Below are 13846 nucleotides of genomic sequence, written 5' to 3'. Positions count from 1 at the left end.
ACGGCCCCCTCATCGCCGTGCCAGGTGTCAGCCACTCGGTCTACGAAGCTCATCGCGTGCAGGTTGGCGCCCTCATCTAGGAGGCCGCCCGCACGACCGGCGAGGCGAGCGAATTGGAAGATCGCAAGCCGTCGCGCGCGAAGGCGCGGCGGCTTTCTTCCAGCGCACGAGGTTCGTCCGTGAATGCCAGACGAGCGGTCTATCGAAACAAGCTTGGGAACGGACCGACAATCGCGCGAGCAGCGCCTGGCCACGGTCCGCTGCACCGTCCTCGTCGGTGAGTGCGCGGCGGTCTCCGGACCGGCACCCGACCTGACCGCGGCCGACAAGGCATACCAAGGAATGGCTGACCTAAATCAAGCGCCTAATCCGGTTGCCCTGCGTAGGATGTCGCCGCGAAATGCCGACGGCTATCCAGTCCTGGTTAGCGGCGCACGGGAAACGTGCCTGACCCGAAAGGACAGCGATCATGAATGACAGCCTCTCACCGCTCGAAATCGCGCGGGCAATGGTGGATCTCGGCGCCGCCAAGGCCGCTCACAGCATTCCCGATCTTTTGATCCGCGGCATGCTTTCCGGCGCGCTCCTCGCCTTCGCGACATGTCTGGCCTTGGAGGGTGCGCTTCAGACAAATGTCGGGCTTGTCGGTGCTCTCATCTTCCCGGTGGGGTTTGCCATCATCGTCATCCTTGGTCTCGAACTCCTGACCGGGAATTTTGGACTGGTACCACTGGCCGTCCTGGCTCACCGCACGACGGTCGGCCGGATGTTGGCCAACTGGTTCTGGGTTTTTGTCGGCAACATGCTCGGCTCGCTGGCCTTCGCCGGGCTGTTCTATGTCGTCCTGACCGATGTCGGCAATGTCGGGGCGGGTGCGCTCGGAGATCATCTGCGCGCGCTCGCAGAAGCAAAGACGATCGCCTATGAGCCATATGGATATGATGGACTGGTGACCGGTTTCGTGAAGGCCATGCTCTGCAACTGGATGGTCTGCCTCGGTGTCGTCATGGGAGCGAGTTCGAAGTCCGTCGTCGGCAGGATCGTCGGATGCTGGCTGCCAATATTCGCTTTCTTCGCGCTCGGTTTCGAGCACTGCGTCGTTAACATGTTCGTTATTCCCATGGGGATGATGCTCGGGGCCAAGATCAGCTTCGCGGACTGGTGGTACTGGAACCAGATACCCGTGACCCTGGGCAACATTGCTGGCGGATTCCTGTTCACGGGGCTTCCTCTTTATTGGACCTATGTGAGGGGCGGTGCGGAAGGCATGCCTGCCCCCGCGGCGAGGATGTCATTTGGCCCAGCCGAGTGATGGCCTGGCACTCTCGCGAACACCTCCTTCCTAAACATCGATCCGCGCACATTGCATCGCGAAAGAATGTAGTCGTTTCGAAAAGAAGCCCTCTGTCGGGTCCGCCATGGTAGCGCCGACGGCACCCAGCCGACAGCATCGATTGGACGCAGCAGAAGTCAGGAGAGGCAGCCGCACATGCATCGGAGACCAGACGTGCAGTCTCGAACTAGCGGATGGTTGTGGCTGTCTGGTTCGTGTCCGACCGGGTTAAGTCCGGATGGCGAGTTGCAATCGCCGCCATTGCGCACAGCCTGAAGACCATGAACACGACCCATCTCGAACTTCCGCCCAGTGTTTCGCGGCAGCCGCGTTTTCGCACGGCAAGCGTCGCGGAGGCCGAAGTCGCCGACGAACGCAGGCGAGCGATCGTCGAGGAGATTCCACGGCTGCGCGGCTATGCGCGCGCGCTGATGCGGGACCGCGATGCCGCCGATGACCTTGTGCAGGACAGCCTCGAACGGGCGCTGTCGAGGATGGCGAATTGGACGGTAGGCGATACGCCACGCCGCTGGCTGCTCACGATCATGCACAATGTGTTCATCGACCAGTTGCGGCGCGCCAAACGCCACGCCCAGGCGGTGACCACGATCTCGGAAACGATAGATGCGATGGCGATGTCGCCAGAGGCCGAGAGGCTGGTATCGGTGGATGTATTCTCCGCGCTTCAGCGGATCAACCCCGAACGGCGCGCAGCACTCGTGCTTGTCGCGGTTGAAGGCCTCTCCTACGACGATGCCAGCAAGGCGCTGGGCATTCCAGCGGGCACGCTGACGTCCCGGATCGCCAGAGGCCGAGAGGAGTTGCGATCGATCCTCGAAGGTGTTGCGCGGCCGCGACGACCAGGGTGAGCGAAGACTGAACCGGCGCCGTTTTCATGACGAGCCGAAGGCACACCATCCATGCCGGCGCGGCGGGGTCGTTATCCGGCGAACGGCGAGCCAGTGTGTGGTCCGACCGCGGCAACAGCATCGAGAACATCCGGAGGGGGCGGGATTGGAAGGTTTTCGTCCATACCGGATGACGACTTTGACTTCTCTAGCGGTCTACGCCTCGAACGCCCAACCGTTCTGCAATCCGTACCAGGTCGGGCAAGGTTCGGACCGCCATCTTGCGCATGAGATGTCCGCGATGAATCTTGACGGTAATTTCGCTGAGGCCCATCTCGCCCGCGATCTGCTTGTTCATCAAACCCTTTGTCACAAAGAACATGACCTCCTTTTCGCGAGAAGTCAGTGTATTGTAGAGGGCTGATAGCGTCGCCGCGTCCTGGTCGGTTTCCCACCTTATGCGGTCGTTCTCGAGTGCGCCGAAGACCGCATCAAGCATGTCCTGTTCCCGGAACGGCTTGGTCAGAAAATCGATTGCCCCCGCTTTCATCGCGCGCACCGACATCGGGACATCGCCGTGTCCCGTCATGAAGACAATCGGCATTTGAATGTTCGACTTTGCAAGATGAGCCTGGAAATCGAGTCCGCTTACGCCGGGCAACCGGATATCGAGCACGAGGCAGCTTGGCGTTTCCGGCAGTTTGCCCTGCAGGAATTGGCTGGCGGAGGCGAACAGCTCGACATGCAGCCCCACAGATCTGAACAGGCCGCTCAGGGCATCGCGCACAGCGTCATCATCATCGATGACATAGACGGTCGAGGCAAAAGCGGTCGAAGCGGATGGGCCTGGATTGGAACCTGCTGTCACGATAGCAATACGCCTCTCACGATTTCCGCTGCGGAATGGCACAGCGCCATCTTAGCATATTAATCTGCCAACGAGACCCGCCAGAGTAAGACGCAGGCGATCCTCGAAACCCACCTGGAATTCAACCGCACAGGTTGGCGGTAATCTTCCCGGAACGAACGCAAGTGCCGATTCGGAACGTGAGCGACTTTGCTCCAGGGGCATGGAGATGGCAGCTCTTGGATAACCACGAAGAGGTCATTCCGGCTTGTTTTCGCGTTGCCAGTTCATCGCGTCGGCTATGCACCGGATCATGGCGTCGTCAAAAGGGCTTGCAGAAGAAGCCTGTCGCCGCCAAGCAGCCTCCCTGCCCAAGATTGCTGTGATCGTCAGAGCGCCGAAGGCGCCGCCGCCAATAGTCGATACCATCGTATGCGCCGCATAGCTGATGATATGATTCATTCAGACTGCCATTTAATGGAGCAGTTTTCCCACCCGTGTACCTTGGCCCGGCAAGCAGAGGAAAACTCTGAAGGCAGAGGAGCATGGTTCAATGCAGTTCGACTCATCGTCTGAATCCGAACATGACGATCGGCGGCCGGGAGAGGAACGGCCCGTCCTCCCTCGAGGCAAAAGCATAGCGCAAGCAATGCAAGCCGACGGCCACCGCCGAACGCCCGAATTCGGCTCGTCATTGTTCGACCCATTCGACGCAAGGCTCGACGCCCATCCGATGGCGCCAGATTCCGGCATGATTTCGATCCCCCTCACCCATATGAATGTCGTTCTCTCGGTGTCCGCCGCAGCGATGCAACGACCGCTTCGCGCTGGTGTGATGATGCACGCAAATGCCGCGGCAGACCCTGATCCCGCGGCGGTGCCCAGAGGGGCCTTGGCCCAATGCGCCGAAGCAGACCGAAACGCGATCGACGGCTTGAGTATCTTGGACACGCCCCGGGATCTCGGCCTCGCCGAACTGGTCCCGCAACGGCATTCCTCTGATCCGGTCGTCGAGCGTCTTTCCCGCGCGCTCGAGGCGGCCGAAGGCAGTCATGATGGATTTGGCGACCTCTATGCCGACGCAGTCCGCCTTGCTATCGTAACCCGCTTGCTCACGCTGCGCTCAAATCCAGAGCCAGGCCCGAGGGCACGCGCTACGGCCGCCCTGCCGAGATGGCGGTGGAAGCGGGTCGTCGAATACGTCGATTCACATCTCGATGAGAAGATTGCGCTCGCCGATATGGCGGCAGTGGCGGGGCTCAGCCGAATGTATTTCGCCGCACAGTTCCGGGCGGCCACCGGCATGCGCCCGCATGAATTCCTGCTGCGGCGGCGGATTGACCGCGCCAAGCAGATGCTCAGCGAGACCGATATGACCCTGGTCGATGTGGCGCTGAGCGTGGGCTTTCAGAACCAAGCCCATTTCACCACGGTCTTCAGACGTTCCGTTGGCGAGACACCCTATCGCTGGCGTTGCGGCAATCGCACGGATGTAGCAGCTCGCCCCTGCGACAGCGATCCCAACGTTTGGCGCTACCCGCCTCGTGGGTCGGATACGCGGCCCATTAAGCTCTCCCCTCCGGGAGCGATGCCGCCTCGCGGCGCTGCCAGCGCAACATAATCGACATCGCTGGCAGCATCACTGCGATGGAAAGATGTTGCCTGCCGGAATGCTCCTTGCCCAGCGAGGATTCTTCAGCTCTCCGTAAAGGCATCTCCGATGGCCAATGATATCCGTCCCTACAATGCCCCGGCCGGCGGGTGGGGAGCGCTCAAGGCGCTGGGCGAACACCTTGTCGAGCAGGGAATCCCGATCAAGGGGGCGGTCACCCTGGGGCGCATGAACCAGCCGGAGGGATTCGATTGCCCCGGCTGCGCCTGGCCGGACCCCAAGCACACTTCATCCTTCGAGTTTTGCGAGAACGGGGGCAAGGCGGTTGCCTGGGAAGCTACGGCGAAACGCTGCACGCCGGAGTTTTTCGCCGCCCATACCGTTGCCGAGCTTTCAAGCTGGAGCGATTTCGATCTCGAGATGGTTGGGCGACTGACCCATCCGATGGCCTACGACGCCGCATCCGACCACTACGTGCCGGTCGGTTGGGACGAGGCCTTTGCAACCGCTGCCCGCCACCTCAACGGATTGCCGGATCCCAACATGGCCGAATTCTACACATCCGGCCGCACCTCGAACGAGGCAGCGTTCCTCTACCAGCTCTTCGTGCGCGAATTCGGCACCAACAATTTCCCTGATTGCTCCAACATGTGCCACGAGGCTACCAGTGTCGGCCTGCCGCACTCGCTCGGCGTCGGCAAGGGTACCTGCCTGCTTTCCGATTTCGACAAGACGGACTGCATCTTCATCTTCGGACAGAATCCGGGCACGAACAGTCCTCGCATGATGACGAGCCTGCGCAACGCCTCGCGGCGCGGCGCAACCATCATGTCCTTCAATCCGTTCCGCGAGCGCGCCCTGGAGCGATTCCAGTCGCCCCAGAGTCCGGTCGAAATGGCAACGCTTACGTCGACGCCGATCAGCGCCAAGCTTTATCAGGTGCGTGTCGGCGGCGATGTCGCGGTCGTCAAGGGACTCATGAAAGTTCTCATGGAGGCTGACGATGCGGCGCGCGCAGACGAACTGCCGGCTGTCCTCGACTGGGACTTCATCAAGGGCCATACGACGGGTATCGAAGCGCTCACCGCCGACCTGCGGGCGACGCGATGGGAGGATATCGTGTCTCAGTCGGGGCTCGCTCGCGACGACATTGAATACGCCGCTCGCGCCTATATGCAGGCCGAACGAGCGATCATTGTCTATGGCATGGGCATCACGCAGCACCGGCGGGGCGCTCAAAGCGTGCAGCAGCTGGCGAATCTCGCGTTGCTGCGCGGTCATATCGGCCGTGAAGGCGCCGGGCTTTGCCCCGTACGCGGCCATTCCAACGTCCAGGGCGATCGCACGGTCGGTATCACCGAAACGCCGACAAGGGAATTTCTCGGTCGGCTTGAGCGCCGCTTCGGCTTCAAGCCGCCGTCCCAGCACGGCCACAACGTCGTGACCGCGCTGGAGGCCATGAAAGACGGCAAGGTGAAAGTGTTCTTCGCCATAGGTGGCAACTTCGTGTCCGCCATCCCCGACTGGGAGGTGACACGCGCTGCCTTGCGCAAGCTCGACCTGACAGTCCAAGTGTCGACCAAGCTCAATCGCAGCCATCTGGTACACGGCCGCGACGCGCTGATCCTGCCTTGCCTCGGGCGCACCGAAATCGATATCCAGGCCACAGGGCCGCAGTCGGTTACGGTCGAGGATTCGATGTCGATGGTGCACGCCTCGGCGGGCCGCAATGTTCCGGCGTCAGAGCACCTGAGGAGCGAACCTGCAATCGTCGCCGGCATTGCGCGGGCAACACTGGGCGCACGTTCCGTCGTCGACTGGGAAGGCTTTGCCGCCGACTACGACCTTGTCCGCGACGCGATCGAAGACGTGTTCCCGATCTTCCAGGGCTACAATGCCCGCATTCGCATTCCGGGCGGCTTCCATCTGACGTCAAATGCGCGCGAACGCATCTGGGCGACAGCTTCCGGCAAGGCGAATTTCCTTGTCTTCGACGGCCTCGGCGAGGATCCCCCTCAGGAAAGTCTCGACGTACTATGGCTGACGACGGTGCGTAGTCATGATCAGTACAACACCACGATATATTCGATGTCCGACCGCTACCGGGGTGTCTTCGGTCAGCGCGACGTGGTCTTCCTCAACGAACAGGAGATGGAAAGGCGTGGCCTCCAGGCCGGCGACCGCGTCGACTTGATCACTCTGTCCACCGACGGCGTTGAGCGCCGCCTCTCCAATTTCCGGATCGTCCCGTATGCGTTCCCGAATGGCAGCTGTGCTGCCTACTATCCCGAGGCAAACCCTCTCGTGCCGCTCTATTCGCATGATCCGATGAGCTTCACGCCCTCCTACAAAGCAATTCCAATTCGCATTTCGCGCTCGCGTGCCGAGGCGGTTTGATCATCGGCGCGGTCGCGTGCCGTCAGCTCATCCTCACCATGGATTTTCCTGCGGTCTCGATGTCGAGTGCTTCTCGTTGACAAACGTTCCTTCACGAAAGCGAACGGGCTCAATGGCAATACTTCTCGAGACGCTCGTTGTTCACTGACATCTACGAGATTTGCTTCGAGAAGCGACCGGAGTGACAAAATGATCTCCCATGACCAATGCCGATCTGCCCCCAGGAGGCTCCGCCGTGGCGATCTCGGAGCCGCGTTGCGCTGGGTCGCAGCCAAGTGGCTGGATGGGTTCGGTCGCGGTGCCGATGGCGCCAGCGGCAGCGTCGAGCTGGCGCAGTTTGGGGTTCTGGAACCCTATCTTGCCGAAGCGATCGTGCTGGAGCGGGGAGCCGATTTCATGTTTGCGAGATGGGGCGCGGCGCTGGACGCGCTCTGTGGAGGGGACCGTAGCGGTCACAGGCTGTCCGCGCTCCCTCAGCCCAGCCGCGGGCAGCTCCGCCGCCTATGCGTGCGGGCCGCTGCGGAGCAGTTGCCGCAAGCGCGACACGCGACCTGGGCGCTCGATGGGCGGATTTGGCAGTGTGCAATGCTGGTGCTGCCGACGGCCGGCGACGAGCTTTCCGCCACGCGACTTCTCGTCGCCCTGTTCTTTGCCCCTCACCCAATGTTTGCCGCCCAACCTGTTCCGCGCGGCGAAATGTTGCTTTCGAGGCGAAGCCCCCACGCACGCCGCGCAAGCGCCGTTCCGCCGAATTCCTGAGGCGCTCGTCCACTCCTCCCGCGGGCGCCCGAACTGGCGGTGGGTCGCATCAGCGATCCCCGCCCTTTTTATGGCTTGGGTCGTTTGAGGATGGGCTGGCGTGCCCGCCACCTCGCCACCGGGACCTGTCCCGTGCGCGGCGAGAAAGGCAGGGGCGTTTCTGAAAGACGTCGAACCGCGAAATAGAGATTGTCGCCACGAGCTGCCTCCGAAAGGTCTCGGCAACGGAGCCGGCCGCAGGATTTGCTACCGCATCGCCGGCCCTCATCCCGGTAATCGGCGCGTTCGATTGTTTGCAGAAACGGAAGGAAGAGTCCCTTGCGCAAGATCATCAATGCCATCGCAATTGCCATCACTCTCAGCCTGTCGGGAGTCGCCGTGACGGACGCCGCCGACAATCCCAAGCCAACGCCCAAGCCGGTGCATACCGTGGCGCGCAACGTCGTCCTCGTGCATGGAGCGTGGGCGGACGGATCGAGCTGGGCCGAGGTGATCCCGCTCCTTCAGGCAGCCGGCCTGAAAGTGACCGCGGTGCAGAATCCGCTGACGTCGCTGGCGGACTCGGTCGCGGAGACGCGCCGGGCGCTGGCGCTGCAGGATGGACCAACCGTGCTGGTAGCGCATTCCTGGGGCGGCACCGTCATCAGCGAAGCGGGGACTGATCCCAAGGTCACAGCACTGGTCTATGTGGCCGCGCGAGCACCGGATGCCGGTGAGGATTTTGTCGCTCTCTCGGCGGAATTTCCCGCAGGACCCGTCCGGGCAGGCATCCAGGTGAATGATGGTTTCACCAGATTGTCCGAAGATTCATTCCTGAAATACTTTGCGAACGGTGTCGCGCCCAGGCAGGCGAAGGTCCTGTATGCGGTTCAGGAGCCCACCGCGGCGACTATCTTCGGCGGACGAACCACCGAAGCTGCATGGCATTCCAAGCCATCGTTCTATGCAGTGTCGAAGCAGGACAAGACGATCAACCCTGACCTCGAACGATTTCTCGCAAAACGCATGCACGCGACAACCGTGGAGATCGATGCGGGCCATCTGTCGCTGGTTTCCCATCCCAAGGAGGTCGCCGACCTCATTCTGGCCGCCGCGGGCCGATGACATTGGATTTGAAACTGTCCTGTCGAAGCGATGCGGACGGGCCTGACGGCCTGGGCGACCGTCCGGGCGACGACTGCCCAGGCCGCATGCTGCATCCACATGCCGGCGGCCTTGCTCGCTGCTCTGATGTGCCCAAACCAGTTCGTGCCCGGCAAACCGACGATGACTGACCGGTCGCCCGCCATGAGGCGGATTGCGCCGGCCATGAGCCTGGCGGTGCTTGGGCGCAAGCACCGGACATTCAAGGCAATGCGCGCAAAGCCATTTCGCAGACACTCACTAGAATCCGGCAATACGGCGACGTTCATCGCTCGAGCCGTTCCGACTAACGTCGCCAGGAAGGTTGCCGGCTGAGACATGGGCATCGTTCGGTTCGCGCTGCGATTTCCGCACACGTTCTATGTGTTGGCTGCCTTGATTCTGTTTCTCGGCGCCGTCGCAAGTCGCGAGATGCGGCTGGACGTTTTCCCGGAAATCAACATTCCGGTGGTGACTGTAATCTGGAGCTATGGCGGCCTCAGCACGCCCGAGATGGAACAGCGCGTCACCACGTACAGCCAGTATGCGATCAGCTCCAACGTCAATGGCATCAAGAACATTGAGGCGCAGACCTTAGGGGGACTATCGGTTCAGAAGATCTATTTTCAGCAGGATGTGAATCTCGATCTCGCGATCGCGCAGATCGTTTCGGCGACAAACGCCATTCGCGCCCTCCTGCCACCGGGCATCCAGGCACCGCTCGTGGTGCAGTTCAACGCTTCCAGCGTGCCGGTCCTGCAGATCAGCCTGAGCTCCGACACACTCAACGAACAGCAGCTCTACGACTACGGCATCTATCGGATTCGCCAGCAACTGGCCCCGATCCCGGGTGTCACGCTGCCAACACCGGCGGGCGGGAAATATCGCCAGATCATGGTCGACCTCGACCCATCGAAGCTCCTGGCCAAGGGCCTGACGCCGCTCGACGTCGTCGGCGCGGTCAACGCCCAGAACCTGACCTTGCCGTCGGGCACAGCCAAGATCGGCAACACACAGTATGTCGTGCGCACCAACGCCACGCCGGCAACCATCGACGAGCTCAACAACATTCCGGTCAAGGTCGTGAATGGCGCCACGGTATTCGTCAAGGATGTCGGCCAGGTCCATGACGGATGGCTCGTTCAGCAGAACATCGTTCGCGAGAACGGCCGGCATTCGGTTCTGCTCAGTATCATCAAGAACGGCAACGCCTCGACGCTGGAGGTGGTCGATGCCGTTCGGGATGCCTTGAAGACGGCGCGTGCCGCGGCACCTCCCGGCATGGAGATCAGGGAGCTCTTCGACCAGTCGGTGTTCGTCAAGCAATCGATCGCCGGCGTGCTGCGGGAGGGCGTGATCGCAGCCGCGCTCACCGCCCTGATGATCCTGCTGTTTCTCGGATCGTGGCGATCGACGCTGGTCGTCATGATCTCGATCCCGCTTGCGATCCTGTCGTCGGTCGTGGCGCTGTATTTCCTGGGCGAAACGCTCAACACGATGACGCTGGGGGGCCTGGCGCTGGCGATTGGCATCCTCGTCGACGATTCGACGGTGACGCTCGAGAATACCCATCGCCTGCTCACCGAGGAAGGGCAGCCGCTGCCGCAGGCGACGCTGCATGGCGCCGCCGGCATCGCCGTGCCGACCCTGGTGTCGACGCTGGCCATAAGCTGCGTGTTCACCTCGGTTGTCTTTCTGGAAGGTCCGGCAAAATATCTGTTCACGCCGCTCGGTCTTGCCGTCGTGTTCGCGATGCTGGCATCCTATGGACTTTCGAGGACGCTCACTCCAATCACCATTGGGCTGCTGCTCAAAAGGGAGCGCCACGATGCCTCGACGGGCTGGTTCGGCAGGTTTCACGCCAGGTTCGAACGTGGTTTCGAGGCCATGCGCCTGAACTATGCCGAGTTGCTGGCAGTACTTCTCAGGCGCCGGTTCATCGTTCCCGTCATTGCAGCCCTGGTGCTCGCGTTGGGCGCTATGCTGTCGACGCTCGTCGGTCGCGATTTCTTTCCCGCGATCGACGGCGGCCAGATCCAACTCCATGTGCGGGCTCCCGCGGGAACCCGGATCGAGGAGACGGAGAAGATCTTCCAGGCTGTTGAGGACAAGATCCGCGAGATCGTTCCCGATCGCGACCTCCAGCTTGTCGTCGACAATATCGGCCTGCCGGCGCGTGCCTACAATTTGGCGTTCACGGATGGATCGACCATCGGCGTGAATGACGGCGTGATCCTGGTCGCATTGAAGGACGGCCACGCGCCCACTGCCGACTATGTGCGCAAATTGCGCGCGGCGCTGCCCGGCGCCTTTCCAGACGTTCTGTTCTACTTCCAGTCGGCCGACATCGTCACGCAGATCCTCAATTTCGGACTGCCGGCGCAGATCGATGTCCGTACGGTCGGCTATGACCGGACTACCAATCTGCGGATCGCGACTGAACTGCGGCGCCGCATCGCAGACATCCCCGGTGTGGTCGACGCACACCTGCAGCAGGAAGTCGACGCGCCGGCATTCTATGCCGATATCGATCGCACACGGGCGGCGCAACTCGGCCTCGATGCCAGCACGATCGCCAACAACATCAATGTGAGCCTGAGTTCCTCCGAGCAGGTGTCGCCGAACTTCTGGACCGACCCGACCACGGGCATTCCCTACTATCTCGCCGTTCAGACACCGGAAAACAAGATCGCGTCGCTGAACGATCTCGGCAACACGCCCGTGTCCTCAACCATCAATACCGCCGGTGCACAGGTTCCTGGGCAGCTTAGCAACGTCGCTACGTTCAAGCGCGACAGTCTCCCGACCAATGCCAACCAGGCGAATGTCCAGCCGGTCTACGAAGTCTACGCAAGCGTCCAGGGCCGCGATCTGGGAAGCGTCTCCAGCCAGATCAGCGCGGTCGTTGCCGACCTGCAGAAGCAGCTTTCGCCTGGAAACAACATCCAGGTCATAGGCCAGATCCAGAGCATGAACGATGCCTTCTGGGACCTCGGCATTGGCATCCTGTTCGCCGCCGTGTTCGTCTATCTGCTGATGGTCGTGAACTACCAGAACTTCGGCGACCCCTTCGTTGTCATCCTTGCCTTGCCGGCGACGTTGTGCGGCATCGTGACGATGCTGTTCATCACTGGCACGACGCTCAACGTGCCTTCACTGATGGGAGCGATCATGGCGGTCGGGGTCGCTTCGGCCAATTCCATCCTGCTCGTGACCTTCGCCCGGGACCAACAACTGGCGGGCAAGTCCGCGTTCGATGCGGCGATCGAAGCCGGTCATACCCGGATCAGGCCCGTGCTCATGACCGCGGCCGCGATGATCGTCGGCATGATCCCCATGGCGATCGGCGGAGCGGGCGAAGAGCAGAATGCCGCATTGGCGCGCGCGGTCATCGGGGGACTTCTGTTCGCAACGCCCACGACGCTTCTCATCGTGCCGTACCTGTTCTCGCTGCTACGCAGTGGACAGGACGGCAAGACGGCTCAAGGCGTCTTCGACGAGGAAATCGCATGAAACCGAGGGACCACCTGGATCAGCCCGACGACACCGTGATGAATGGCACAACGGAGCGGCGGCCGCGCCGGGGCGGAGGCTGGCTGCTTGCATTGGGCGCGCTAGCCCTGCTGACGACGGGACTGGCCTTTGGCGTCCAGGGATACTATTCGCGCAACCGCGAGCTCGCGGCGGTCGCCGAACAGGCGCGTAACTTCATCCCGCAGGTGCGTGTTGCAGCGGTAAGGCCGAGCGACGACATTGTGCAAGTCAGCCTGCCCGCCACCACAACTGCCTACGACGTCGCCGACATCTTCGCGCGAGCCAGCGGCTATATCGAGACGCGTGAGGTCGATATCGGGGACAAGGTCAAGAAGGGACAGTTGCTGGCCAAGATTGCCGTGCCGGAACTCGATGACGAGATTCTGCAGGCCCAGGCAACCTTGGGACAACTCAAGGCGGCGCTGCAACAGGCACAAGCCAATCTCGATCTCGCCAAGGTGACGTGGCAAAGGGACAAACCGCTGGTGGACCAGGGCTGGATCACCAAGCAGCAGGGTACGATCGACGTCCAAAGCCTCAAGGCACAGGAGGCGGCTGTCGGCGTTGCGCAGGCCAATGTGAACGCACAGCAGGACCAGCTGCGCGTGCTCGACCAGCAACAGGCCTACCAGCAGGTCGTCGCCCCGTTCGATGGCGTCATCACGCAACGCAACGTCGATATTGGCAGCCTGGTGCAGGCCGACACGACCAACAGCACTTTCCTGTTCGCCATCATGCAGGGCGATGTGATCCGTGCCCAGGTCTTCGTCCCCCAGGACCAGGCCTTTGGATTGACCCCGGGAGTCAAGGCTGTGCTCCAGGTCCCCGAAATCCCCGGCCGTACCTTCCCCGGTACGGTGACGCGGATTGCCGATGCGCTGGCACCGGGCACGCGGACCCTGCTGACCGAAATCGACATTCCTAACCCTGATGGTGTCCTCACGCCCGGCACCTATTGCACGGTCGAACTACAGATCCCGCGCAAGACGCCCAGCTTCTCCGTGTCGGCAGACGCGATCATCTTCAACGCCGATGGGCTGCAGGTTGCAGTGGTCGAGGACGGCATTGCGCATATTCGAAAGATATCGGTGGCGCGCGATCTCGGAAAGGAGGTCGAGGTCCGTGACGGCGTCAAAAAGGGTGACCTGGTGATCCTGAATCCGCCGGTCGAACTTGCCGAGGGCAGCAAGGTGCAGATCAGTCCTGCGGCCGTCGGAACACCCTGAAGCGCGTCGCGCTGACCGGCCTCACGCGACGCGCTTGTCTTATGACATTTCTTGTTGAAGAGGCGAGAATGAACCGCTGGGAGAGAGTAGCAGCTCTCTCGTCAGCGGCGAGGGATGGATCGTCGACGCGCTGGCCATTTGAGGGCCGAGCTAAAGTTTGATCACCCC

General features: G+C 61.8%; 10 protein-coding genes. 8 read left to right on the top strand and 2 right to left on the bottom strand.

The window, feature by feature from the left end:
- Window positions 1–469 precede the first annotated feature (469 nt).
- Complete coding sequence (locus tag CN311_RS23465) at window positions 470–1312, top strand: formate/nitrite transporter family protein (protein ID WP_097576063.1); 843 nt, start codon at window positions 470–472, stop codon at window positions 1310–1312.
- 302 nt (window positions 1313–1614) lie between these two features.
- Window positions 1615–2202, top strand: coding sequence for a sigma-70 family RNA polymerase sigma factor (locus CN311_RS23460; RefSeq protein WP_097576062.1), 588 nt, complete (start codon window positions 1615–1617; stop codon window positions 2200–2202).
- Window positions 2203–2389: 187 nt separating this feature from the next.
- Here CN311_RS23460 and CN311_RS23455 read toward each other — a convergent pair whose 3' ends face one another.
- A complete protein-coding gene (locus CN311_RS23455; RefSeq protein WP_097576061.1) occupies window positions 2390–3049 on the bottom strand; it encodes a response regulator transcription factor in 660 nt (219 codons plus the stop codon).
- A gap of 237 nt (window positions 3050–3286) precedes the next feature.
- Complete coding sequence (locus CN311_RS23450; protein WP_097576060.1) at window positions 3287–3490, bottom strand: hypothetical protein; 204 nt, start codon at window positions 3488–3490, stop codon at window positions 3287–3289.
- Window positions 3491–3581: 91 nt separating this feature from the next.
- On the opposite strand from CN311_RS23450, the gene CN311_RS23445 reads away from it, so the two are divergent.
- From CN311_RS23445 to CN311_RS23415, 6 genes are all read left to right on the top strand, one after another.
- Window positions 3582–4649 carry a helix-turn-helix transcriptional regulator gene (locus CN311_RS23445; RefSeq protein ID WP_245440920.1) on the top strand — a complete coding sequence of 356 codons (1068 nt, stop codon included), beginning with the start codon at window positions 3582–3584 and terminating at the stop codon, window positions 4647–4649.
- 99 nt (window positions 4650–4748) lie between these two features.
- Window positions 4749–7037, top strand: a complete 2289-nt coding sequence (locus CN311_RS23440; protein ID WP_097576059.1) for an FdhF/YdeP family oxidoreductase — start codon at window positions 4749–4751, stop codon at window positions 7035–7037.
- A gap of 189 nt (window positions 7038–7226) precedes the next feature.
- Entirely contained in the window at window positions 7227–7796 is a 570-nt protein-coding gene (locus tag CN311_RS23435; RefSeq protein WP_097576058.1) for a PAS domain-containing protein, read from the top strand.
- Between the two features lie 378 nt (window positions 7797–8174).
- Window positions 8175–8900 (top strand): alpha/beta fold hydrolase, encoded by a 726-nt coding sequence (locus CN311_RS23430; protein WP_245440921.1) that lies wholly within the window; start codon window positions 8175–8177, stop codon window positions 8898–8900.
- A gap of 357 nt (window positions 8901–9257) precedes the next feature.
- The gene (locus CN311_RS23420; RefSeq protein ID WP_097576056.1) at window positions 9258–12431 is read left to right on the top strand and encodes an efflux RND transporter permease subunit; all 3174 of its coding nucleotides are present in this window, start codon (window positions 9258–9260) and stop codon (window positions 12429–12431) included.
- Entirely contained in the window at window positions 12428–13678 is a 1251-nt protein-coding gene (locus CN311_RS23415; protein ID WP_097576055.1) for an efflux RND transporter periplasmic adaptor subunit, read from the top strand. Before CN311_RS23420 ends, CN311_RS23415 begins: the two co-directional genes overlap by 4 nt.
- The last annotated feature ends 168 nt before the right edge of the window (window positions 13679–13846 follow it).

The sequence above is a fragment of the Mesorhizobium sanjuanii genome, from assembly GCF_002529485.1.
Lineage (GTDB): Bacteria > Pseudomonadota > Alphaproteobacteria > Rhizobiales > Rhizobiaceae > Mesorhizobium > Mesorhizobium sanjuanii.
The sequence above is the reverse complement of the archived record's forward strand: the minus strand, read 5'-3'. Positions and strand labels throughout refer to the sequence as shown.

What these genes read in the sequence shown, in the direction of transcription:
- CN311_RS23465 (WP_097576063.1), top strand. Translation starts at nt 470, where the DNA reads ATGAATGACAGCCTCTCACCGCTCGAAATCGCGCGGGCAATGGTGGAT.
- CN311_RS23460 (WP_097576062.1), top strand. Translation starts at nt 1,615, where the DNA reads ATGAACACGACCCATCTCGAACTTCCGCCCAGTGTTTCGCGGCAGCCG.
- CN311_RS23450 (WP_097576060.1), bottom strand. Translation starts at nt 3,490, where the DNA reads ATGAATCATATCATCAGCTATGCGGCGCATACGATGGTATCGACTATT.
- CN311_RS23445 (WP_245440920.1), top strand. Translation starts at nt 3,582, where the DNA reads ATGCAGTTCGACTCATCGTCTGAATCCGAACATGACGATCGGCGGCCG.
- CN311_RS23440 (WP_097576059.1), top strand. Translation starts at nt 4,749, where the DNA reads ATGGCCAATGATATCCGTCCCTACAATGCCCCGGCCGGCGGGTGGGGA.
- CN311_RS23435 (WP_097576058.1), top strand. Translation starts at nt 7,227, where the DNA reads ATGATCTCCCATGACCAATGCCGATCTGCCCCCAGGAGGCTCCGCCGT.
- CN311_RS23420 (WP_097576056.1), top strand. Translation starts at nt 9,258, where the DNA reads ATGGGCATCGTTCGGTTCGCGCTGCGATTTCCGCACACGTTCTATGTG.
- CN311_RS23415 (WP_097576055.1), top strand. Translation starts at nt 12,428, where the DNA reads ATGAAACCGAGGGACCACCTGGATCAGCCCGACGACACCGTGATGAAT.